Annotated in this window: 19 protein-coding genes and 1 tRNA gene; 12 read left to right on the top strand and 8 right to left on the bottom strand. The window is 72.7% G+C overall.

Annotated features, from left to right (window positions below; genetic code table 11):
* Positions 1-225 precede the first annotated feature (225 nt).
* The 4 genes from ABEE00_RS01780 to ABEE00_RS01795 all read right to left on the bottom strand — a co-directional run bounded on the left by ABEE00_RS01780 (position 226) and on the right by ABEE00_RS01795 (position 5,204).
* Complete coding sequence (locus ABEE00_RS01780) at positions 226-1,065, bottom strand: S-methyl-5'-thioadenosine phosphorylase (RefSeq protein ID WP_345743357.1); 840 nt, start codon at positions 1,063-1,065, stop codon at positions 226-228.
* Positions 1,066-1,320: 255 nt separating this feature from the next.
* Positions 1,321-1,740 (bottom strand): FmdB family zinc ribbon protein, encoded by a 420-nt coding sequence (locus tag ABEE00_RS01785; protein WP_345743358.1) that lies wholly within the window; start codon positions 1,738-1,740, stop codon positions 1,321-1,323.
* 67 nt (positions 1,741-1,807) lie between these two features.
* Positions 1,808-3,094, bottom strand: coding sequence for an MFS transporter (locus tag ABEE00_RS01790; RefSeq protein ID WP_345743359.1), 1,287 nt, complete (start codon positions 3,092-3,094; stop codon positions 1,808-1,810).
* Positions 3,095-3,668: 574 nt separating this feature from the next.
* Positions 3,669-5,204, bottom strand: coding sequence for a potassium/proton antiporter (locus ABEE00_RS01795; protein ID WP_345743538.1), 1,536 nt, complete (start codon positions 5,202-5,204; stop codon positions 3,669-3,671).
* 318 nt (positions 5,205-5,522) lie between these two features.
* On the opposite strand from ABEE00_RS01795, the gene ABEE00_RS01800 reads away from it, so the two are divergent.
* The gene (locus tag ABEE00_RS01800) at positions 5,523-8,231 is read left to right on the top strand and encodes a penicillin acylase family protein (RefSeq protein ID WP_345743360.1); all 2,709 of its coding nucleotides are present in this window, start codon (positions 5,523-5,525) and stop codon (positions 8,229-8,231) included.
* 102 nt (positions 8,232-8,333) lie between these two features.
* Here the strand turns inward: ABEE00_RS01800 and ABEE00_RS01805 are convergent, their stop codons facing one another.
* Positions 8,334-8,936: a 5-formyltetrahydrofolate cyclo-ligase gene (locus ABEE00_RS01805; protein WP_451918473.1), complete on the bottom strand. Its 603-nt coding sequence runs from the start codon at positions 8,934-8,936 to the stop codon at positions 8,334-8,336.
* A gap of 92 nt (positions 8,937-9,028) precedes the next feature.
* Here ABEE00_RS01805 and galU point away from each other — a divergent pair, with 92 nt between their 5' ends.
* The 8 genes from galU to ABEE00_RS01845 all read left to right on the top strand — a co-directional run bounded on the left by galU (position 9,029) and on the right by ABEE00_RS01845 (position 15,719).
* Entirely contained in the window at positions 9,029-9,931 is a 903-nt protein-coding gene (galU, locus tag ABEE00_RS01810; RefSeq protein WP_345743361.1) for a UTP--glucose-1-phosphate uridylyltransferase GalU, read from the top strand.
* A gap of 4 nt (positions 9,932-9,935) precedes the next feature.
* Positions 9,936-11,282, top strand: coding sequence for a molybdotransferase-like divisome protein Glp (gene glp, locus ABEE00_RS01815; RefSeq protein ID WP_345743362.1), 1,347 nt, complete (start codon positions 9,936-9,938; stop codon positions 11,280-11,282).
* 122 nt (positions 11,283-11,404) lie between these two features.
* Positions 11,405-11,944 (top strand): cyclic pyranopterin monophosphate synthase MoaC, encoded by a 540-nt coding sequence (moaC, locus tag ABEE00_RS01820; RefSeq protein ID WP_345743363.1) that lies wholly within the window; start codon positions 11,405-11,407, stop codon positions 11,942-11,944.
* The gene (locus ABEE00_RS01825; protein ID WP_345743364.1) at positions 11,941-12,447 is read left to right on the top strand and encodes a MogA/MoaB family molybdenum cofactor biosynthesis protein; all 507 of its coding nucleotides are present in this window, start codon (positions 11,941-11,943) and stop codon (positions 12,445-12,447) included. The genes moaC and ABEE00_RS01825 overlap by 4 nt, the downstream gene beginning before the upstream one ends.
* Positions 12,444-13,070 (top strand): GNAT family N-acetyltransferase, encoded by a 627-nt coding sequence (locus ABEE00_RS01830; RefSeq protein WP_345743540.1) that lies wholly within the window; start codon positions 12,444-12,446, stop codon positions 13,068-13,070. Before ABEE00_RS01825 ends, ABEE00_RS01830 begins: the two co-directional genes overlap by 4 nt.
* Positions 13,071-13,240: 170 nt before the next feature.
* A complete protein-coding gene (sepX, locus tag ABEE00_RS01835; RefSeq protein ID WP_345743365.1) occupies positions 13,241-14,599 on the top strand; it encodes a divisome protein SepX/GlpR in 1,359 nt (452 codons plus the stop codon).
* Positions 14,600-14,692: 93 nt separating this feature from the next.
* Positions 14,693-14,766 (top strand) — tRNA-Ala (locus ABEE00_RS01840).
* Between the two features lie 95 nt (positions 14,767-14,861).
* Positions 14,862-15,719 (top strand): putative RNA methyltransferase, encoded by an 858-nt coding sequence (locus ABEE00_RS01845; protein ID WP_345743366.1) that lies wholly within the window; start codon positions 14,862-14,864, stop codon positions 15,717-15,719.
* Between the two features lie 89 nt (positions 15,720-15,808).
* On the opposite strand, the gene ABEE00_RS01850 is transcribed toward ABEE00_RS01845, so the two are convergent.
* The gene (locus tag ABEE00_RS01850) at positions 15,809-16,636 is read right to left on the bottom strand and encodes an SAM-dependent methyltransferase (RefSeq protein WP_345743367.1); all 828 of its coding nucleotides are present in this window, start codon (positions 16,634-16,636) and stop codon (positions 15,809-15,811) included.
* Positions 16,637-16,804: 168 nt separating this feature from the next.
* Between ABEE00_RS01850 and ABEE00_RS01855 the strand changes: the two genes are divergently transcribed.
* From ABEE00_RS01855 to ABEE00_RS01865, 3 genes are all read left to right on the top strand, one after another.
* Positions 16,805-17,539, top strand: coding sequence for an HdeD family acid-resistance protein (locus ABEE00_RS01855; RefSeq protein ID WP_345743368.1), 735 nt, complete (start codon positions 16,805-16,807; stop codon positions 17,537-17,539).
* 59 nt (positions 17,540-17,598) lie between these two features.
* Positions 17,599-18,078 carry a GNAT family N-acetyltransferase gene (locus ABEE00_RS01860; RefSeq protein WP_345743369.1) on the top strand — a complete coding sequence of 160 codons (480 nt, stop codon included), beginning with the start codon at positions 17,599-17,601 and terminating at the stop codon, positions 18,076-18,078.
* A 117-nt stretch (positions 18,079-18,195) separates the two neighbouring features.
* Positions 18,196-19,005, top strand: coding sequence for an exodeoxyribonuclease III (locus ABEE00_RS01865; RefSeq protein ID WP_345743370.1), 810 nt, complete (start codon positions 18,196-18,198; stop codon positions 19,003-19,005).
* 65 nt (positions 19,006-19,070) lie between these two features.
* Here ABEE00_RS01865 and ABEE00_RS01870 read toward each other — a convergent pair whose 3' ends face one another.
* Both ABEE00_RS01870 and ABEE00_RS01875 read right to left on the bottom strand, forming a co-directional pair.
* Complete coding sequence (locus ABEE00_RS01870; protein ID WP_345743371.1) at positions 19,071-21,338, bottom strand: glycosyltransferase family 4 protein; 2,268 nt, start codon at positions 21,336-21,338, stop codon at positions 19,071-19,073.
* Between the two features lie 114 nt (positions 21,339-21,452).
* The gene (locus ABEE00_RS01875; RefSeq protein ID WP_345743372.1) at positions 21,453-22,292 is read right to left on the bottom strand and encodes a MerR family transcriptional regulator; all 840 of its coding nucleotides are present in this window, start codon (positions 22,290-22,292) and stop codon (positions 21,453-21,455) included.
* Between the last annotated feature and the right edge of the window lie 70 nt (positions 22,293-22,362).

Here is a 22,362-nt window from a genome sequence, read left to right on the forward strand (position 1 = left end):
CTGTGGATAACTCCGCCGCCCATGCGAGGGGTTCCGGCCTTCGGCACTCCCGAATCGCCGCGCGGCACCGCAGAGTTGAGGCAGCCGAGCCGCGAAGGCCCTCAGCGCCAGCGGCGGCAATCAGCAACGCGACTCACGCCGGAGGCCCCGATGAACTCACCGACCGCAACCGCCACCATGGCTGGGCCAGCCATCACCCCGTCCGGGCCCACTCCAAAGCCGCCCTCAGGGCAGTTCGAACCCCGGATCCAGCCCCTGCAGGGAGCTGCCGCAGGCGCAGCCGGGCTCGGCGGGCAGACGGCCGACCGCGTCGAAGAGCACCTCCCGCACCCGTCCGACGTTTTCCGCGAAGACCTGCATGACCTCGTTGTGCGAGACGCCCTCGCCGGACTCGGCGCCGGCGTCGAGGTCGGTGACGAGGTTCAACGAGGAGTAGCAGAGGCCCAGTTCGCGGGCCAGCACGGCTTCCGGGTGACCGGTCATGCCGACGACCGACCATCCCTGCGCGGCGTGCCACCGGGACTCGGCACGGGTGGAGAAGCGCGGGCCCTCGATGACGCAGAGCGTGCCGCCGTCGACCGGCTCCCAGCCGTAGGCGCGCGCGGCGGCCAGCGCGGCCTGGCGGCCCTCTTCGCAGTAGGGGTCGGCGAAGGCGACGTGGACGACGTTGGGCACCACGCCGTCCTCGCGCGGCTCGCCGTCGAAGTAGCTCTGCTTGCGCGTCTTGGTGCGGTCCACGAGCTGGTCGGGAATGAGCAGCGTGCCGGGACCGTATTTGGGCTGGAGACCGCCCACGGCGCAGGGCGCGAGCACCTGCCGCACGCCCGCGGCGCGCAGCGCCCACAGGTTGGCGCGGTAGTTGATCAGGTGCGGCGGCAGGTGGTGGCCGCGGCCGTGGCGGGGCAGGAAGGCGACGCGCCGCCCGGCCAGTTCGCCGAGGAAGAGGGAGTCGCTGGGCTTCCCATACGGAGTGTCGACGGCGACCTCGGTCACCTCGTCGAGGAAGGAGTAGAAGCCGGACCCGCCGATGACGCCGATCTCTGCCTGCGCGGCCTGTGCACTCATGGGCACACACCCTACGGGCAGCCGCGAAGCCCTCGGCAGGCAGTTCTCAGGACCTGAAGCGGGGCGGTCCCAGAAGTGGGGCGAGCCCAGACGGACAGCCCCGCTCGGACACGGCAAGTCACAACGTGCTCACGGAGCACAACAAGCAGCCAAGCGGGGCTGGTTGATCAGCTCGCGCCGCTCAAGCATCACGACTCAGGCCGAGCACAGCTCAGGCCGAGCACGGCTCAAGCGGCACTGCTCAAGCGCCACGGCTCAGGCCGCAGACGCAGCCTTCCCCGAGCTGGACGAGCCGGAGCTCTTGGAGTCGCTCTTGCCGGACCCGGAGGAGCCGGAGGAGGAGCTGCCGGAGCCCGACCCGGAGCCGGAGTCGGAGGAGCTGGAAGAGCTCGACGAAGAGGAGGAGTCCGAAGACGAAGACGAACCGTCGCCGCTCTTGGACGAGCCGTTGGACGAACTGTCCGACGAGCTCTTCGAGGAGCTGCCACCGGAGGAGGCGCTGCGGCTGTCGTTGCGGTAGAAGCCGGAGCCCTTGAAGACGATGCCGACGGCGGAGAACACCTTCTTCAGGCGGCCCTCGCAGTTCGGGCACTCCGTGAGCGAGTCATCGGTGAACTTCTGCACCACCTCGAGGCCCTCGCCGCAGTCGGTGCACTGGTACTGGTACGTCGGCACGTTCTTCCTCCTGGCACTCTCACCTATTGAGTGCTAACGACGGTCCATAGTGCAGCATTCCCGCGATTCAGTCCACCGTGGCCGGGGATCGGTGACCGACCCCACGTGCCGTGTTCAGCCCCGGGCGGGAGGCCGAGAGCCTGCTCTGGAAGATCAGCAGAACCAGCAGCGCGAGGCCCGTACCCAGGAAAGGAGCGAGGAATCCGCCGCCGGCGCCCAGCGAGTCGGCCAACTGCCCGGCCGTGGTGGAGCCGAGGGCCTGTCCCAGCGCGACCGCCCCGGTCAGCCAGGTGAAGGCCTCGGTGCGGGCGGCGGCGGGGACCAGGAGTTCGGTCAGCGTGAAGCCCGCGATCATGGAAGGAGCGACGCAGAGCCCGGCCAGCAGGCCGATGCCGCCCAGCAGCGGCGTCCACGGACCGAGTTGTGCGATGCCGGCCAGCGCCAGGGTGGCCAGTACCAGCACGGGGTAGGCGGCGAGCAGCCGGAAGCGAGGGCCCCGCTTCCACTGGATGGCGCCGACCGCGATCGCGGCCAGCATGTTGCCACCCGCGAAGACGCCGTACAGGACGCCGTTCAGACCCGGCTTGCCGATGGACTCGGTGAAGGCGGCGAGCGAGACCTGCATGCCGCCGAAGACGACGCCGATGCCGAGCAGTACGGCGATCAGCACGCGCACGCCGGGGATGGAGAGGGCGGAGGTGTGGGAGTCACGGTTCGCCGCGCGGGCGCCGGTGGGGGGCTGGGTGCCGCGCTGGGCGGCGAAGAGCAGACCGCCGCACAGCATCAGCACCGCCTCGGCGGTCAGGCCGGCCGCGGGGTGGATGCCCGTGCACAGCGCGGTGGCCAGTACGGGGCCGACGACGAAGGTGAACTCGTCGGTGACCGACTCGAAGGCGGCGGCGGTCGTCATCAGCGGCGAGCCGTCGAGCCGCGCCGCCCAGCGGGACCGCACCATCGGGCTGATCTGCGGTGTGGTCGCACCCGCGGGGACCGCGGCCAGGAAGAGCGACCACACCGGGGCGTCCAGCAGCGCCATGGCGATCAGCAGCGCCACGAAGGCGGCGTGCAGGAAGACGCCGGGCAGCAGGACGGCGGCCTGGCCGAAGCGGTCGGCCAGCTTGCCGCTCTGCGGGGCGAGCAGCGCCATGGAGACGCCGGCCGTCGCGGAGACGGCGCCGGCCGTGCCGTACGAGCCGGTGGTGTGCTGCACCAGCAGCACGATGCTGATCATCAGCATCGCGAAGGGCTGCCGGGCGAAGAAGCCGGGGAGCAGGAACGTCCAGGCCCTGGGCGTGCGGAGCAGGGCCGCGTAGCCGGGGCGTACATCGTCGTGAGTGGTGGCCGGGGATGCCACGGCCGGGCCTTTCTGCCGCCTGGTAGCCCACGGGCGCGGCCGTGGACCGAGGACTGTCCTCTTGCGCGGGCCCGGTTCGCTCGACCGCGGCTGCGCCAGTCCTGCATCAGGCAGATTCGGGTGAAACTCAACTTGCCAACGGAAAGGGTAACGGTAAGTCGTACACGTGAGCATCGGCGAATCCCGGCCATCGCGGGGCGGGAAGCGCCCCCACGCAAAGCCGCGCCCCGCAGCGCATCCGCATCGCGCAGCGTTCGGCGATTGTTCACGAAGCGCGCCCCACAGCGCACCCGCACCGCACAGCCACCAGCGACTCACCGCACGAAGCGCGCCCCGCAGCGCCCCCGCACCGCGCAGCGTTCGGCGACCGTTCGCGAAGCGCGCCCCACAGCGCACCTGCACCGCACAGCCACCAGCGACCCACCGCACGAAGCGCGCCCCGCAGCGCCCCCGCACCGCGCAGCGTTCGGCGACCCAACAGGCAAGGGCGACGCGCGCCCCGCCAGCAGGCGCCGCGGGACCACCCCGCGGCGCCCCCCCCTCAGCGGGGACGGACCCTGGCGCTCTCTCCCCCTCAGCGGGAGCGGATGCCCGTGCTGCCGCCCGTTCCCAGCCAGCCGGCGAGTTTGCCGCCGCGGCCGACTGCCAGGAGGCGGCGTTCGGCGGCGTCTCTGACCTGGTCCGTCGCCACGACGAGGAGTTCGTCGCCGTGGCGCAGGACGGTGGTGGGGGCGGGGACGAAGCTGGAGTCCTCGCGGACGACGAGGGTCACGTGGGAGCCCTTGGGGAGGCGGAGTTCGGTGACCTCGACGCCGTGCATCTTGGAGGCGGGCGGGATGGCGACAGAGAGCATGTGGCCGCGGAGGCGTTCCAGCGGGGCCGATTCGATGTCCACGTCGAGGGCCTCGGAGCTGTCCCCTATCCGCAGCCGGGCTGCGAGCCAGGGCAGGGTCGGGCCCTGGAGCAGGGTGAAGACGACCACCAGCACGAAGACGATGTTGAAGATCCGCTCGCTGTCCGGGACTTCGGCGACCCGGGGGATCGTGGCGAGCACGATCGGCACCGCTCCGCGCAGCCCGGCCCAGGACAACAGCGCCTGCTCCCGCCAGGGATGGTTGAACGGCATCATGCTCAGCAGCACCGAAAGTGGCCGGGCGAGCACGGTGAGTACCAGACCGATCACGAGCGCGGGCAGGATGTCGTCGCCCAGGTCGTGCGGCGTGACCAGCAGCCCGAGCAGCACGAAGAGGCCGATCTGGGCGATCCAGGCGAGGCCGTCGGCGAAGCCGCGTACGGCGGGGCGGTGCGGCAGGTTCGCGTTGCCGAGCATGAGCGCGGTGACGTACACCGCGAGGAATCCGGACCCGTGCAGCAGTGCGCCCCCGGCGTAGGAGAGCACGCACAGCGCCATGACGGCGATGGGGTAGAGCCCGGAGGCGGGCAGCGCGACCCGGCCCAGGGTGAGCGCGCCGCCCTTGCCGATCAGCAGGCCGACGGCGAGGCCGATGACGAGTTCCATCGCTATCTCGGCGACCAGCACGTACCAGTGGTGGTGCGTGAAGTCGGCCGAGGAGAAGGAGACGACGAGGATGACGACGGGGGCGTCGTTGAAGCCGGACTCGCCCTCCAGCACGCCGGTGAGCCGCTTGGGCAGCGGGACCTTGCGCAGCACGGAGAAGACGGCCGCCGCGTCGGTCGAGGAGACGACGGCGCCCATGAGCAGCGCGGTCTGCCAGTCGAGGCCGACCAGGAAGTGCGCGGCGGCGGCGACCACGGCCACGCTGACGCCCACGCCGACCGTGGAGAGCACGGCGGCGGCCGGTATGGCGGGGCGGATCTCGCGCCACTTGGTGCCCAGGCCGCCCTCGGTGAGGATCACCACCAGGGCCGCGTAGCCCAGGACTTGGGTGAGTTCGGTGTTGTCGAAGGCGAGGCCGAGCCCGTCCTGGCCTATGACGACGCCGATGCCGAGGTAGATGAGCAGGCCGGGGAGGCCGCTGCGGGAGGACAGGCGCACCGCGGCCACCGCGATCAGCAGCACGGCGGCGCTGAGAAGCAGGAGTTCGTTGAGCCGGTCGACAGTCAGGGGCGCTCCTCGGGCCGGGGGCAGATCGGTGCCGGATCACGGTAGTTCGTTTGGCAAGCTAACAATTTACCACTGCTTGAAGATGCCGCCGGCGGCGGCCCCGCCGCGACGGAACGGGCCGCCCCCGTGCTGCCGCGCGCGAAAAGCGGAACCCCGGCGCGGCCCCGATCCGGACCCCGAAGTCCCGGCAGGTGGCTCGCTGTACGGCGCGGTACGGGCTCGGCCTATGGTTGCTCCAGCACGCATCCGTACGACCGGTGCCGCGCGCGCGGACTCGTACGGATGCGGCACAGCGCAAACGACACCAAGCACAGACACCACACTGCCCCTCGAAGGACAGCGATGCCCGCCAAGAAGACCTCGCGCCGCACCCGTCTGCTCGTGATCGCGGTGGTGCTGCTGCTGGTGGCCGGCGTCGGCGGCGGGACGTTCTGGAGCATCAGCACCGTGCGGGCCTCCCTCCCGCAGACGACCGGATCGCTGAAGCTGAAGGGGCTGGACGCCCCGGTGAACGTCAAGCGGGACGCCAACGGCATCCCGCAGCTCTACGCCGACAGCGGCTCCGACCTCTTCCGTGCGCAGGGCTACGTCCAGGCCCAGGACCGCTTCTGGGAGATGGACGTGCGCCGGCACATGACCTCGGGGCGGCTGTCCGAGATGTTCGGCGAGGGGCAGGTGGAGACCGACGCCTTCCTGCGCACGCTGGGCTGGCGGCGGGTGGCCGAGCAGGAGTACAAGCAGCTCTCGCCCGAGACCAAGAAGAACCTCCAGTCCTTCTCCGCGGGCGTGAACGCCTACTTGAAGGAGCACAAGGGCTCCTCGGCCTCCGTCGAGTACGCGGCGCTCGGCATCACCAGCGACTACAAGCCGGGTCAGTGGACCCCGGTCGACTCGGTGGCCTGGCTCAAGGCGATGGCCTGGGACCTGCGCGGCAACATGTCGGACGAGATCGACCGCTCGCTGATGACCAGCAGGCTGAGCCGCAAGCAGATCGAGGACCTCTACCCCGAGTACCCGTACGACAGGAACAAGCCGGTCGTCGAGGGCGGCAAGGCGCAGCGCGGCGGCGAGTTCGAGCCCGAGGGCGGCGGCACCTCCACGCAGAGCACCCCCGGCGCCTCGATGCGGCAGGCGGCGCAGAACGCGGGCACCCAGCTCGACCGGGTCTCCAGCAAGCTGGACAAGGTCCCCGCGATGCTCGGCCAGAACGGCGACGGCATCGGCTCCAACTCCTGGGTCGTGTCCGGCGAGCACACCACCACCGGCAAGCCCATGCTCGCCAACGACCCGCACCTCAAGCCGCAACTGCCGTCCGTCTGGTACCAGATGGGCCTGCACTGCAAGTCGGTCAGCAGCTCCTGCCCGTACGACGTGTCCGGGTACACCTTCGCGGGGATGCCGGGCGTGGTCATCGGCCACAACCAGAAGATCTCCTGGGGCATGACCAACCTCGGCGCCGACGTGACCGACCTGTACCTGGAGAAGATCAGGGACGGGCGGTACGTGTACGACGGCAAGCGCATCCCGTACAAGACGCGCAAGGAGACCATCAAGGTCGCCGGCGGCGCGGACCGCGAGATCACGGTGCGCGAGACCAACAACGGCCCGATCGTCTCCGACCGCGACGAGGAACTGCGCACCGTCGGCGACGAGGCGCCGGTGGACAACTCGGCCCCGGACCGCGGCGACGGCTACGCGGTCTCGCTGCGCTGGACCGCGCTGCGCCCCGGCAAGAGCATGGACTCGGTCTTCGAGCTCAACAAGGCGCAGAACTTCAGCCAGTTCCGCAAGGCGGCCCAGGACTTCGAGGTCCCCTCGCAGAACCTCATCTACGCGGACACCGACGGCAACATCGGCTACCAGGCGCCGGGCCGCATCCCGGTGCGCGGCGACGGCTACGACGGCCGCTACCCGGCGCCCGGCTGGGACCCGCGCGCCCGCTGGAAGGGCTGGATCCCGCAGGGCGCGCTGCCCTGGGAGTACAACCCCAAGCGCGGTTACATCGTGACCGCCAACCAGGCCGTGGTGGACCAGCGCAAGTACCCGTACGAGCTGACCAAGGACTGGGGCTACGGCGCCCGCAGCCAGCGGATCAACGACCTCATCCAGTCGAAGATCACCGACGGCGGCAAGATCTCCATGGGCGACATGCAGTCCATGCAGATGGACAACAGCAGCGAGATCGCCAAGCTCCTGGTGCCGTACCTGCTCAAGATCAACGTCAAGGACCCGTACGTACGCGAGGCCCAGCAGCTCCTCCAGGGCTGGGACTACACCCAGGAGTCGGACTCCGCGCCCGCCGCGTACTTCAACGCGGTCTGGCGCAACCTGCTCAAGCTCTCCTTCGGCGACAAGCTCCCCAAGGAGCTGCGGGTCAAGGGCGACTGCCTGATGGTCGCCCCGTCCGACGACTCGGGCCCGGTCGACGACCTGGACGGCAACGAGCGGCTGGTCCGCGAGTGCGGCAAGCGGCCCGCCGGCCAGGCGCAGCCGGACGGCGGCGACCGCTGGTTCGAGGTCGTGCGGAAGCTGGTCAAGGACCCGGACAACGACTGGTGGAAGACCAAGGGGACCCTGCACCAGCCCGGCGACAAGAACCGCGACCAGCTCCTGGGCCACGCGATGAAGGACGCGCGCTGGGAGCTGACCTCCAAGCTGGGCAAGGACATCGACACCTGGAGCTGGGGCAGGCTGCACCGCCTGATGCTCAAGAACCAGACCCTCGGCACCAGCGGCCCCGGCTTCGTGCAGTGGCTCCTCAACCGCGGCCCCTGGGACCTCGGCGGCGGCGAGGCCGCGGTCAACGCCACCGGCTGGAACGCCGCGGGCGGGTACGACGTGGTGTGGGTCCCGTCCATGCGGATGGTGGTCAACCTGGAGAACATGGACAAGTCGCGGTGGATCAACCTCACCGGCGCCTCGGGCCACGCGGGCAGCTCGCACTACACGGACCAGACCGACAAGTGGGCCAAGGGCGAGATGCTCCCCTGGGCCTTCAGCGAGAAGGCCGTCGAGGGCTCAACGGAGGACAAGATGGCGCTGACGCCGTAGAGCCGTAAGCCTGCGGCGCCGAACGACCGTCACTCACACAAGGGGCGGGTCCCACATCGGGACCCGCCCCTTACGAGTGGTCACGGTGCTCCCATGGCGGGCTCACTCCGCGAAGCGCCGCACCCCCGAGGGCGTCACCGCCGCGTGCACCGGCCGGTCATGGGGCTCGGCCGGCACCTCATCCAGCACCTCGCCGTCGTACAGCAGCACCGCCAGGACCGGGGTGCGGCCCGCGCGCACGCCGGCCTCGATGCGGGCGAGCACGCGGTCGTAGGAGCCGCCGCCGCGGCCCATCCGCAGGCCGCGGCCGTCCACCGCCAGACCGGGCAGCAGGACCACGTCGGCCTGCGTCACCGCGTCCGGGCCGAAGCGCGGCCCGGACGGCTCCAACAGTCCGCGCCCCGCCGGTTCCAGCGATTCGGGGCCGGTATATCCTCCCCAGTCCAGGTCGTTGTCGGACATCAGCACCGGAAGCAGGACATGTACGCCGCGTTCGTGCAGGGCGTCCAGGAGCGGGCGGGTGCCGGGCTCGCTGCCGACGGAGACATACGCGGCCACGGTGCGTGCCGATGCCAGTTCGGGGAGTTCCAGGGCGCGTTGGGCCAGCAGGTCCGCGGCCGCCTCGCGTTCACCGCCGGGCAACCGGAACCTCACCGCCATGAGGTCGCGTCGCAACTGGTGCTTACTAGCGTCGATCTGACTCACCGTCGTGCACAAACCCTTTCCTGTGTACGCATACCGCTACAAACACAGCGGACACTTACGTTCCGCACATTGTGAATGGTTATCGTGCGGACATGGCTACTTCACCTACGAAGATCAGCAAGGCCGTCATCCCCGCGGCCGGCCTGGGCACACGCTTCCTGCCCGCGACCAAGGCCACCCCGAAGGAGATGCTGCCGGTCGTCGACAAGCCGGCCATCCAGTATGTGGTGGAGGAGGCCGTCACCGCCGGACTCTCCGACGTCCTGATGGTCACCGGGCGCAACAAGCGCCCGCTCGAGGACCACTTCGACCGCAACTACGAACTGGAGCAGGTGCTCCGCGCCAAGGGCGACGAGGCCAAGCTCAACCGCGTCCAGGAGTCCAGCGACCTGGCGACCATGCACTACGTGCGCCAGGGCGACCCGCGCGGCCTCGGCCACGCCGTGCTCTGCGCGGCCCCGCACGTGGGCGACCAGCCCTTCGCCGTGCTCCTCGGCGACGACCTGATCGACCCGCGCGACCCGCTGCTCAGCAAGATGACCGAGGTGCAGGAAGAGCACGGCGGCAGCGTCATCGCGCTGATGGAGGTCCCGCCCGAGAGCGTCCACCTCTACGGCTGCGCGGCGGCCGTGCCCACCGGGGACGACGACGTCATAAAGGTCACCGACCTGATCGAGAAGCCCTCGCCCGCCGAGGCGCCGTCCAACCTCGCCATCATCGGCCGCTACGTGCTCGACCCGGCCGTCTTCGAGGTCCTGCGCAAGACCGAGCCGGGCCGCGGCGGCGAGATCCAGCTCACCGACGCGCTCCAGGCGCTGGCCGCCGACCCCTCGCTGGGCGGCCCCGTGCACGGCGTCGTCTTCCGCGGCCGCCGCTACGACACCGGGGACCGCGGCGACTATCTGCGGGCCATTGTCAGACTGGCATGCGAACGTGAGGACTTGGGGCCGGACTTCAAGGACTGGCTGCGCGGTTACGTCAGCGAGGAGATGTAGACGAGTGAGCAGGATCTGGTCGGTCGACGAGCACCTTGACGACATTCTCGGCGGCATCCGCCCGCTGGAGCCCATCGAGCTGCAGCTTCTGGAGGCCCAGGGCTGCGTGCTCGTCGAGGACGTGACCGTGCCGGCCGCCCTGCCACCCTTCGACAACAGCTCCATGGACGGCTATGCGGTGCGCACCGGCGACCTCGCCGGCGCCACCGACGAGAGCCCCGTGGTGCTGACGGTCACCGGGGAGGTCGCCGCGGGCAGCGGCGATCTCCCCACGGTCGGCCCGGGCCGCGCGGTGCGCATCATGACCGGCGCCCCGCTGCCGCCCGGCGCCGACGCCGTGGTCCCCGTGGAGTGGACCGACGGCGGCACCGGCGGCGGCCCGGCCGACGCCATGACGCCGGTGCCCCGGGGCGCCACAGCCGCCGAGGGCTCCGAGGACGCCGACGGCGAGCACGGGGAGCAGGGGTACGGAGAGGTGCGGGTGCACCGTGTGCCCTCGGCCGGCCAGCACATCCGGGCGCGCGGCAGCGATGTGTGCGCCGGTTCCGTGGCCCTCACCGCCGGCACGGTGCTCGGCCCGCCGCAGATCGGGCTGCTCGCCGCGATCGGCCGGGGCACGGTCACGGTGCGGCCGCGCCCCCGCGTGGTGGTGCTCAGCACGGGCAGCGAACTCGTCCAGCCCGGCGAGCAGTTGGGCCCCGGCCAGATCCACGACTCCAACAGCTTCGTGCTGGCCGCCGCCGCCCGCGCGGCCGGAGCCATCGGCTATCGCGTGGGAGCCGTCTCCGACGACCCCGACACCCTCCGCTCCACGCTGGAGGACCAGTTGATCAGGGCGGACATCGTGGTCACCAGCGGCGGCGTCAGCGTCGGTGCGTATGACGTCGTCAAGGAGGCCCTCTCGCAGATCGACGCGGCGGACGGGAGCGTGGAGTTCAGGAAGCTGGCCATGCAGCCCGGCAAGCCCCAGGGCTTCGGCCTGATCGGCTCCGAGCGCACCCCGATCCTCACCCTCCCCGGGAATCCGGTGAGTTCGTATGTCTCCTTCGAGCTCTTCGTGCGCCCCGCCATCCGCGCCCTGATGGGCCGCGACCCGGTGCGCAGACGGCCAGTGCGCGCGCGTCTCGCGGGGGAGGAGAAGCTGACCTCGCCGGACGGCAAGCGCCAGTTCCTGCGCGGCACTTACACCCCGGCCGAGGACGGCGGCACGGGCACCGTCGAGGCCGTGGGCGGCGCCGGCTCGCACCTCGTCGCGGCCCTGGCACACGCCGACGCGCTCCTCGACGTCCCCGAGAAGACCACCGAGCTCACCCCGGGCCAGGAGATCGACGTCCTGCTGCTGCACGACTGAGACGTACGACGACGCCTGGGCGCGGGGCGTACGGGGAGGGGCCGCGGCCACGGCGGCGGCTCCGTCCCGCCGCCGCGCGCGTGACCGGTACCGTAGCGGGCACGGATCGGACCGGGAGAACGATGAGCAGCAGCGAAGGACAGCAGCACCTCACGCACGTCGACGAGACCGGCGCGGCCCGCATGGTCGACGTCTCCGCGAAGGACGTCACGGCCCGCACCGCCACGGCCACGGGCCGGGTCCTGGTCTCCGCGCGCGTGATCGACCTGCTCAGGGGCGAGGGCGTGCCCAAGGGCGACGCGCTGGCCACGGCCCGCATCGCGGGCATCATGGGCGCCAAACGCACCCCCGAGCTCATCCCGCTCTGCCACCCCCTCGCACTCTCCGGCGTGAAGGTCGAACTCGCCCTCGCCGACGACGCGGTGGAGATCACCGCGCGGGTGCGCACCACCGACCGCACCGGCGTCGAGATGGAGGCCATGACGGCCGTGACCGTCGCCGCGCTGACCGTCGTCGACATGGTGAAGGCCGTCGACAAGGGCGCCGTGATCGCCGACGTACGCGTCGAGGAGAAGACCGGCGGCAAGTCCGGCGACTGGCACCGCACAGCCGAAGGAGCCGGCGCCGCGGAGGCCGCCCGCGCCGAAGGAGCCGCCCGATGACCGCCGCACCGCGCACCTACCGCGCCCTCGCCGTCACCGCCTCCAACCGCGCCGCCGCCGGTGTGTACGAGGACAAGGGCGGCCCCCTCCTGATCGAGGGCCTGACCGCGATGGGCTTCGCCGCCGAGGGGCCGCGGGTGGTCCAGGACGGCGAACCGGTCGAGGAGGCACTGCGCGCCGCCGTCGATGAGAGGTACGAGGTCGTGCTCACCACCGGCGGCACCGGCATCAGCCCCACCGACCGCACCCCGGAGATGACCCGCAGGGTGCTGGACTACGAGGTCCCCGGCATCCCCGAGGCCATCCGCGCCGAGGGCATGGCCAAGGTGCCCACGGCCGCGCTCTCCCGCGGCACCGCGGGCGTCGCGGGCCGCACCCTGATCGTCAACCTCCCCGGCTCCTCGGGCGGCGTGCGCGACGGTCTGGCCGTGCTGGAGCGCCTGCTGATGCACGCCGTCGACCAGGTGCACGGCGGTGACCACCCCAGAGGGGCCCCCAACTGAACGCCGCCCCCTGGCCCGTCGAGCTGTCCGACGGCAAGACGGCCCTGCGCCCGATAAGGCTGCGCGACCAGCGCGCCTGGCGCGAGGTGAACCAGCGCAACCGCGACTGGCTGCGCCCCTGGGAGGCCACCATCCCGCCGGCCCCCGCGGGCCAGCTTCCGCCGCGCCGCCCGACGTACCGTCAGATGGTGCGGCACCTGCGCTCCGAGGCGCACGCGGGCCGGATGCTCCCCTTCGTGGTCGAGTACGAGGGCCGGCTCGCCGGCCAGCTCACGGTCGCGGGGATCACCTGGGGCTCGATGTGCAGCGGCCACATCGGGTACTGGATCGACCGCGGCGTCGCGGGCCGCGGCGTGATGCCGACCGCCGTCGCGCTCGCCGTCGACCACTGCTTCCGCACCGTCGGATTGCACCGCATCGAGATCTGCATCCGCCCGGAGAACGCCCCCAGCAGACGCGTGGTGGAGAAACTCGGCTTCCGCGAGGAGGGCCTGAGACCCCGTTATCTGCATATCGACGGCGCCTGGCGCGACCATCTGGTGTACGCGCTGCTCGTGGACGAGGTCCAGGAGGGCCTGTTGAACCGCTGGCGCCGTTCGAACACGGACACCGCGCAAAAATAAAATATGCGTTCGATATGCCGCGTTGAACACCCTGGATCCGTCCGGGAGTTGGACACAAAGGCGCCATCGCGGGCATTCATCACAAGAAAAGTTCGAGAGATCAGCCAGATCGTGCGACACACCGCGCTATTTGGCAGATGGGCCCTCGCAATCCCCTCTACCGTGTGAGGGTGAGCAGTAGTGGCCTCCTCTATGCAGTCATCGTCGGGGCCTGGGCGGCCTATCTGGTGCCGATGTGGCTCCGTAGGCAGGACGAGCTGAACGAAGCCCGTCCCACGGAACGCTTCAGTACCGCCATCCGTCTGCTGTCCGGCAAGGCGGCGATGGAGCGCAAGTACGCGAAGGAAGCCGAGCGGCGCGCCGCCGGCGGTTCCGGTGCCGACGGGCCGACCGGTGACGGCGGTTCGGAGGATTCCGGCGGCGGGCCCGAGGGGCACGCCGAAGGGTCCGCCCGTTCCGGCGATGACGAAGCGGGCGAGAGCACCCCGGACACCGCGGGGGACGCGGTCGACGTCCGGGCCTTCGCCGACCCCAAAACCATGGTGGGCGGCGCCGCTTCGGAGGCGGCGACCGAGATACTGCCCCCCTCCGAGCCTCCCTCCGGCGAGGAGGAGGACCCCCGGGCGCGCGAGCGGCGCAACCGGCAGGAGGCGCGGGCCCGCCGCGACCAGCGGCAGCGCAAGCGCGCCCAGGTGCTCGCCAGACGCCGCCGCACCACGATGCTGCTCTTCCTCGCCTTCACCGTCGGCTCGGTCGTCGCCGCCGTCGGCGGGATGGCGCTGCTGTGGGTGCCCGCCGTCCCGGCCGCGCTGCTGACCGCGTACATCGTGCATCTGCGCACCCAGGAGCGGCGGCGCTTCCTCGCCACCATGGACCGCAGGCAGGCCGAGGCGGCCGCGCAGCGGCTGCGCGAGCGGCGCGGCGTGGGGCGGCGCACGGAGGAGGAGTACACCGAGCGGCACGAGCGGGCCGATCAGTACGCCGCGGACGACCGGCCCACCCAGGAGCACGAGGCGCCGCCGCAGCGGCCCAATCCGCGCTCCGGCGGCCGCCCTTCGGAGCGCGGCTCCGGCGCGCAGGGTGCGGGGCGCCCCGCCGAGCACGCTCCCGCGCCGCGCGAGACGGGCGCGGCCGACCGGCGGGCGCTGGTGGAGCAGACCGACCACGCCGAGTGGGTCGACCAGCAGCGCGGGCGCGATCGCGACCAGTCCGAGGGCGAGGGCTGGGAGCCGGTTCCCGTGCCGCTGCCCACGTATGTGAGCGCGCCCGTGGCGCCGCGCAATCCGCGCGGCGTGGACCTGGAGGCCCCCGACACCTGGAGCTCGGCGCGGTCCAGCGCGGCGGGCGCCCAGCCGCCGGCCACCGGCAAGCCCGCGTCCGGGCAGGGCGGGCAGAGCGTGCAGGGCCCGGCGAAGCCGGCGCCGGAGGGGGAGTCCGCCTCCCGCTCGCGCCGTCCGCGCGAGCGCGGCCGCACCCCGCTCTTCGATCAGTACGAGGACGAGGACCGCCCCCGCGCCGCCAACGAGTGAGCGGCGCGGGACCCGCCGTGGAGGCCGCGAGGGAGCGGATTTCCATGTCAGCGGATGAGGGTGCTAATGTTTCACACGTCGCAAGGGCGGCAGGGGCCTGTGGCGCAGTCCGGTAGCGCATCTCGTTCGCAACGAGAGGGTCAGGGGTTCAAATCCCCTCAGGTCCACCGCAGTCGACAGGGCGGTCAGTGAATTCACTGACCGCCCTTCGTGCGTCCGGCGCCGGTGTGCGGCGCGGCGCGGCAGGGATCAGGAGCGCACCGTGGACCGTAGCCCGCTGAGCGAGGCAGCCGGGGTGCTGCTGTGCCCGGTGTGCGGCGAGGATCTGGAGCCGGAGCCCGGCGGCGGGGCGCTGCGCTGCGGCGCGCGGCACTCCTTCGACATCGCGAAGCAGGGGTACGCGGGCCTGCTGGCGGGCGGGGGCGGGTCCTCGGCGAACGCGGACACCGCCGCCATGGTCCAGGCGCGGTCCGACTTCCTCGGGGCCGGGCACTACGCGCCGCTGGCGCGGGAGTTGGGCGCGGTCGCGGAGCGGTGCGTCCCCGGCGCGGAGACCGTGCTGGACGCGGGCGCGGGGACCGGCTACTACCTCGCCGCCGTGCTGGACGCGCTGCCCGGGGCGCGGGGGCTGGGGCTCGACGTCTCCAAGTTCGCCGCCAGGCGGCTGGCCAAGGCGCATCCCCGCGCGGCGGCCGCGACCTGGGACGTGTGGCGGCCGCTGCCGGTGCGCGACGGCTCGGCCGATGTGCTGCTGAACGTGTTCGCCCCGCGCAACGGCGCCGAGTTCCGCAGGGTGCTGCGGCCCGGGGGAGCGCTGCTGGTGGTGACGCCGACCGCGCGGCACCTCGGCGAACTGCGCGAGCACGCCGGGCTGCTGCAGATCGACGCGGCCAAGGAGGAGCGCCTGCACCGCACGCTCTCCGGGCACTTCGCGGAGGAGAGCGCGGAGACGCTGGAGTACGCGGTGACGCTGGCGGCCGCCGATGTGGAGCGGCTGGTGGGCATGGGGCCCGCGGCGCACCACCTGGCGCCCGGCGAGATCGCGGAGCGCGCAGCGGGGCTGGCCGCGCCGGTCGAGGTCACCGCCTCCTTCCGGGTGGGGGCGTACCGGCCGCGCTGAGCGCCGTGCCGCGCTGAGCACGACCGGTACGGAGTCCGCGTACGGCTTACGGCGTACGGGCCGCGGCGTACGGGCTACGGGTTTGCGGGCTACGGCTTGCGGGCGAGGGCCGCGAACTGGGGGACCGGCGGCGGGAGTTCCCCCGCCGGAGCCGCGGGGCGCCAGTGGGTGCAGGAGACGATGCCGGGCTCCAGGATCTCCAGCCCCTCAAGGAAGCCCGCGATCTCGCGCTCGTCCCTGGCCACGATGGGCGGGGTGGCGTTCTCGTTCCAGAAGCGCATGGCCTCGGCGTTGGAGGCGCCGCCCAGCTCCAGGGTGGGGTGGGTGAGCGCGAGGTGGCTGCCGGAGGGCACGGCGTCCAGGAGGCGGCGTACGACCTCGGCGGCGCGGCCGGTGTCGGGGACGAAGTTCAGGATGCCCAGCAGCATGATCGCGACGGGCCGGGACAGGTCCAGGGTGCCGGCCGCGCCGGCCAGCACGGCGTCCGGGTCGTGCGCGTCCGCGTCCAGGTAGGCGGTCGCGCCCTGCGGGGACCCGGAGAGCAGGGCGCGGGCGTGGGTGAGGACGATCGGGTCGTTGTCCACGTACACCACCCGGGACTCGGGGGCGATGCGCTGGGCGACCTCGTGGGTGTTGTCCACGGTGGGCAGCCCGGTGCCCACGTCCAGGAACTGGCGGACGCCCGCCTCGCCCGCCAGGTGCGCGACGGCGCGGCCCAGGAAGGCGCGGTCGGCGCGTGCCACGTCGCGGATGCCCGGGTGCATGGCGGCCACGCGGTCGCCGACCTGCGCGTCGACGTCGTAGTAGTCCTTGCCGCCGAGCCAGTAGTTCCAGACGCGGGCGTTGTGCGCGACGGCCTGGCCCTCCCAGACGCCGCCCGGCTCGCCCGCCGTTTCCGTGGTTCCGCTGTCGCTCACGTGCCGCTCCCTGGATGCTCGCGCCGGTCCGCGGGGGCATCGCGTGGGGAACGCGGTGTTCCGCGGGTGCGGACATCATGCCGAAGGGCGGGCGCGCGGCACAGAGGTACGGGGAGGCGCGGGGCAGGTGCCGGGTGCGGAGAGCGCGCGGCTGGGAACAATAGCGGTATGTCGCATTTCTCCCCTCCTGGAAACTCCGGCAACGGCCACCACGGACCCGGCGGCCACGGCCCCGGCGGTGCGGACGGCCCCGGCGGTTCCGGTGCCGACGGCGGCCCCGGTTCCCCGGCGGCCGACGGCGCTCCCGGGCGGCACGGGCCCGCCGGGGTGAACAAGTGGCCCGACTCCCCGCTGGTGCGGCTGGCCGCCCGGCGTACGTGGCAGGCGCTGCTCGCCGCGGGCGCGGCCGCCGTGCTGCTGGGCCTGGTCGTGCTGCTGTGGCCCGATGCGACGGTGCTGGTCGCGGGGGTCGCGTTCGGCGTGTATCTGCTGGTCAGCGGCATGGTGCAGGTCATCGCCGCGTTCGGCACCCGCGCCGCGACGGCGACCAGGGTGGTCGGGGTGCTCAGCGGGGCCGTGTCGTTCCTGCTCGGGCTGTTCTGCTTCCGCGGCGAGCTCAGGTCGGTGGTGCTGCTCGCGCTGTGGATCGGGGTCGGCTGGGTGCTGCGCGGCATCACGCAGATCGCCGGCGCCGGGGGCGATCCGATGGCGCCCGCGCGGGGCTGGCAGATCGCGCTCGGCGTGGTGAGCGTGCTCGGCGGGATCGTGCTCGTGGTCTCGCCGCTCTCCTCGGTGCTGGTGCTCGCGGTGCTGGGCGGCTGCTGGCTGGCGGCGCTCGGTGTGGTGGAGATCGCCACGGCGGTACGGCTGCGGCACGCGGTGAAGGAGAGCGGGGGCGCCTGAGGCGGGGCGGCTTTGGCGGGGCCACTGGCGGTGTGCTCCGCGCTGTCTACGATGCCGGGATGCAGATACGCCGCACCCGTTTCGACCACCCCGACGCGATACGGCTGGACGCCCTCGTACAGCAGGTCTACGCGGAGCGCTACGGCGGCCCCGGCGACGTGACCCCGCTGGACCCGGCCATGTTCGAGCCGCCGCGCGGCGTCTACCTGTTGGCGTACGACGACGACGGCCGTCCGGTGGCCACCGGCGGCTGGCGCGCCAGGGAGGCGGACGAGGAGGGGTACGCGGACGGGGACGCCGAGATCAAGCGGATGTTCGTGGTGCCCGAGGCCCAGGGCCGCGGCCTGGCCCGCAAGATCCTCGCGGAGCTGGAGGCGGACGCGCGGGCGACGGGACGCGTCCGGATGGTGCTGGAGACCGGCACCAAGCAGCCCGAGGCGATCGGCCTCTACACCTCCTCCGGCTACGAGCCGGCGGAGAAGTTCGGGGTCTACCGGTTCGAGCCGGAGAGCCGCTGCTTCGCCAAGCGGCTCCGCTGAAGGACCGCCCGGTTGGCGCCGCCCAGCCGGCACCGTCTCGCCCGTCGGCACCGGCTCGTCGGCACCCGCGCGCCCGTCGGCACCGGCCTGTCAGTGGGCCGTCGTAGGCTGATCCGGATGCTGAAAGTGACGACGGTGAATGTGAACGGGCTGCGGGCCGCGGCCAAGAAGGGCTACGTGGAGTGGCTGGCCGCCACCGAGGCCGACGTGGTCTGCCTCCAGGAGGTGCGGGCCGAGGAGCACCAGCTCGCCGACGCGGTGCGCGAGCCCGAGGGCTGGCACACGGTGTATGCCCCGGCGGCCGCCAAGGGCCGGGCCGGTGTGGCGCTGCTGACCCGGCGGGAGCCGGACGCGGTGCGGATCGGCTTCGGCGAGGCCGAGTTCGAGGACTCGGGGCGCTATGTGGAGGCCGACCTGCCCGGGGTCACGGTCGCCAGCCTCTATCTGCCCTCGGGCGAGGTGGGCACCGAGCGGCAGGACGAGAAGGAGCGCTTCATGGCGGCCTTCCTGCCGTATCTCAAGGACCTGCGGGCGCGCGCGGCCGCCGAGGGCCGCGAGGTCCTGGTCTGCGGCGACTGGAACATCGCCCACCAGGAGTCCGACCTCAAGAACTGGCGGGCCAACCGGAAGAACTCCGGCTTCCTCCCCGAGGAGCGCGCGTGGCTGACCCGCGTCTTCGACCCCGAGGACGGGGGATACGAGGACGTGGTCAGGAAGCTGCACCCCGAGGTCGACGGCCCGTATTCGTGGTGGTCCTACCGCGGCCGCGCCTTCGACAACGACTCCGGCTGGCGCATCGACTACGCGGTGGCCAGCCCCGGTCTCGCGGAGCGCGCCGTGAAGGCCGTCGTCGAGCGGGCGCCGAGCCACCCGGAGCGGTGGAGCGACCACGCGCCGGTGACCGTGGACTTCACGACGCAGGGCTGAGCGGGAGCCTGATCCCCCAGGGGGTCCGGCCTTGCCCCGTCACACCGCGCCGTCACACCGCCCCGTCACGCCGCCTCGGCCGGCGGGGCCGGGGTGTCGCGCGGTGAGGCCGGGCGCAGCGGGATGGCCGGCGCCTGGTCGGGGGACTCGGGGCGCACGGCGATCGCGAGGTTGTTCACCGTCGTGAAGTAGGGCCGCACCCTGGCGCGCTCGGCGCCGTCCAGCTCCCGTTCGGCCGCGGGGAAGACGTCGGTGCGCTTGCGGTCCACGATGTCGCCGCCCAGCCTGCCGACCCGTACGGGTGCGTCCTCCGGGTTCCCGGTGAGCAGCCACAGGTCCCACAGCTCGCGCTCCCCGGCGAGGTGCTCGGCGAAGTCGTCGTGCGGCAGCGTGAAGGAGAAGCCGGTGCCCAGGGCCTGGTCCCCGCCGGGGGCGCGGTCCACCGGCAGCCGCAGCGAGGCGGTCGGCACGTCCTCGTCGGCGCGGCGGCGCAGCTCCACCTCGGGCAGCCGCCCCTCGCCCCCGGAGTCCCCGCCCGCGAACGTGGCGCCCAGCAGCTCGCCCTCCACGGTCGTCCCGTAGGTGCCGACCCGGACGCCGTGCACCTCGGCGTGCGCGGGCCGCAGCCAGGCGCGCACCGCCAGCCGCCCGTCCGAGGTGGCGTACGGGATCCAGGCGGACACCCCGGCCTCGTCGGCGCGCGGCGGGAGGCCCATCAGGGGCGCCTGCTCGACGAGTTCGGCGCGCACACGGCGGCGCGCGCCGTCGGCGGGGCGCTCCACGTAGAAATCCCAGCGGCCCTCGGCGAGCCGGTGCGCGTCGCGCGCGAGGGTCACCGCGAGCCGCCCGTCCACGGCCTCGCGGCGCGGGGGCAGCGGCAGCCGGATCTCGTCCTCGGGCCCTGTGCCCTTGCGGCGGCGCAGCACCAGGTCGAGGCGCCTGCCGGGGACGCCGTCCACGGGCAGCTCGACGCGCAGGCCGCCGTCCTCGGTGGCCCGGCAGAAGGCGCTCGGGCGCAGCCGCGCGTACTTGCGTGCCGCCGGATTGTCCGGCGCCACGGCCAGCAGCAGCGGGCGCAGTGCGGCGGCCGTGCGGGAGCGGAGGCCGCCGGGGCGGCGGGACCCGGCGCGCGGCGTGGAGACGGCGCGGGCGCCGAGCGGGAGGCCGCGCGCGGCGGCCAGTTCGCCGATCAGCTCCTCGTAGCGCCGGGCGATGCGCTCGGGGTCGTAGTCGGGGGCCTTGGCACGGGCCGCCTCGCCCATGGCGCGGCGGCGCTCCGCGTCGTCGATCAGCGAGATGAGGGCCTCGGCGAAGGCGTGCGGGTCGCCGGGCGGGGTGAGCACGCCGTCCCGGCCGTCCTCGATGATCTCGCCGGGCCCGTAGGGGCAGTCCGTGGCGACGACCGGGAGCCCGGCGTGCATGGCCTCCACGATGGTCAGCCCGAACGCCTCGGAGTGCGAGGTCACCGCCGCGATGGCGCCCTTGGACCACTCGGTCTCGATGGGCGAGTGCGCCCCCATCAGGGTCGCCCGGTCGGCCAGGCCCAGCTCCTCGATGCGGCGGCGCAGCCCGGGTTCCTCGCGGCCGCGCCCGTACAGCCGCAGCGACCAGTCCGGGCGTACGGCGGCGACCTCGGCGAAGGCGTCCAGCAGCATCCCGTAGTTCTTGACCTTGGCCAGCCGCCCGGCGGCCACGATCGTCCTGCTGCTCCCGTCCGAGGGCAGGGCGCGGGGCGGCGGGCAGGCGTTGGGGATGCAGCGGATGTACGGGAGCGAGGCGCCGTCCCGGTCGGCGGGCAGCGCGAGGGAGTCGCGGTAGTCGAGGGCGTCGGCCTCGGAGACGGTCACGAACGCGTCCAGCCGCGGGACCACCGCGTCCTGGGCCTCCCTCACGGGGGCGCGGTGCGCGGCGTGGGTGAGGTGCTCCTGGCCGATGCGCAGCGTCGAGGCGGGCGCGTACTCGGCGAGGTAGACGTTGATGCCGGGGCGGGTGCCGATCAGCACGTCGGCGTCGGTCGCGGAGAGCCACTCGGCGGCCCGCTCGTCGACCAGGGCGCTGGCCCGCTTGTAGGGGCCGTCCCCCTGGGGGAAGACCCTGGCGGGGTTCGCCTCGGGGTCGTGTGCGGGGTCGAATCCGGGTGCGCCCTTACGGGCCTCGACGAGGGAGCGCACCGTGACGCGGGGGTCCACGGCGAGGGCCGGGGCGTCGGCCGTGCGGAGCAGCGAGACGATCTCGACCTCGTGGCGCGCGGCGAGGGCGCCGGCGAGGTTGACCGTGGAGCGGATGGTGCCGCCGATGCCGTGGACGTCGAATATGAGGAAGCTGATCTTCATGACAGTGCGGCGGTCCCCCCGCCACGGCCCACCCTTCGCGTTCCGGCTGCCTTCACACGAAGAGAGTCTAAACCGGACATGTTGGTTCCAAGTGGGCGGAAACTGTGGCCCGCTTCACGCGGGCGGGGGCTGGGCCTCGCGGTCCTGCGGGGTCACTCCGAGTACCTGCTCCAGTTCGCTGCGTACGCGGCGGTCCAGGGCGAGGCCCAGCTCGGCCTCCACGATCTGCTTGGCCACCGGCTGGATGCGCTCCAGCAGCTCGTTGATCGCCTGCGCGTCCGCGGCGTCCACGGTGGTCGAGTCGGAGAGCTTCTTCGGCAGCAGGTGGGTGCGGAAGATCTCCGCGAAGACCTCGGCGATGCTGTCGGTCTGGCGGCGCAGCTCGCGGCCGGCGGCGAGGACGGCGGAGAGCGGTACGCCGCTGCGTACGAGCTCGGCCGAGGCCTCCAGGAGGCGGCGGCTGGTGTGCACGAACTCGTCGCCGTCCACGGCCACGTAGCCGATGTCCACGGCGCCGGCCAGGTTTTCCGGGGTGACCTCGCCCTGGAAGTAGTCGGCGAGCTCCTCCGGGGTGAGGCGTACGGCGGTCTCCTCGGAGAACGGGGTGCGCAGGGTGGCTTCCAGGCCCAGGAGTTCGGCGGCGTCGCGGGTGTCGCGGGCCGTCTCGAAGGCGCCGAGCAGGTCGGCGATGCCGCCGAGGGTGTGGCCGCGGGCGAGCAGCGCGGAGATGGTGTGGAGGCGGGCGAGGTGGTGCTCGTCGTACCAGGCGATGCGGCCCTCGCGGCGTGGGGGTGGGAGGAGTTTGCGTTCGCGGTAGAAGCGGAGGGTGCGGGTGGTGATGCCGGCGGCTTCCGCGAGTTCTGTCGCGCGGAACTCCCTTTGCGCTTCCGGGGTTTGCGCCTCTTGCCGCTCCTGGTCTTGGTGCGTGTGCTGCGTTTCCTCGTTGCTCGCCACGGGTTCAGCGTAGGCGCTGCTCTGCGGGTGCGGGGTGCCCCCTTGGGTGCGGGGCCGGGTGGGGCGCGGG

Source organism: Streptomyces odontomachicola (genome assembly GCF_039605595.1).
Lineage (GTDB): Bacteria > Actinomycetota > Actinomycetes > Streptomycetales > Streptomycetaceae > Streptomyces.

What these genes read in the sequence shown, in the direction of transcription:
- ABEE00_RS01825 (WP_345743364.1), top strand. Translation starts at nt 11,941, where the DNA reads ATGACCGCCGCACCGCGCACCTACCGCGCCCTCGCCGTCACCGCCTCC.
- ABEE00_RS01865 (WP_345743370.1), top strand. Translation starts at nt 18,196, where the DNA reads ATGCTGAAAGTGACGACGGTGAATGTGAACGGGCTGCGGGCCGCGGCC.
- ABEE00_RS01855 (WP_345743368.1), top strand. Translation starts at nt 16,805, where the DNA reads ATGTCGCATTTCTCCCCTCCTGGAAACTCCGGCAACGGCCACCACGGA.
- moaC (WP_345743363.1), top strand. Translation starts at nt 11,405, where the DNA reads ATGAGCAGCAGCGAAGGACAGCAGCACCTCACGCACGTCGACGAGACC.
- ABEE00_RS01860 (WP_345743369.1), top strand. Translation starts at nt 17,599, where the DNA reads ATGCAGATACGCCGCACCCGTTTCGACCACCCCGACGCGATACGGCTG.
- ABEE00_RS01780 (WP_345743357.1), bottom strand. Translation starts at nt 1,065, where the DNA reads ATGAGTGCACAGGCCGCGCAGGCAGAGATCGGCGTCATCGGCGGGTCC.
- galU (WP_345743361.1), top strand. Translation starts at nt 9,029, where the DNA reads ATGGCTACTTCACCTACGAAGATCAGCAAGGCCGTCATCCCCGCGGCC.
- ABEE00_RS01800 (WP_345743360.1), top strand. Translation starts at nt 5,523, where the DNA reads ATGCCCGCCAAGAAGACCTCGCGCCGCACCCGTCTGCTCGTGATCGCG.
- ABEE00_RS01870 (WP_345743371.1), bottom strand. Translation starts at nt 21,338, where the DNA reads ATGAAGATCAGCTTCCTCATATTCGACGTCCACGGCATCGGCGGCACC.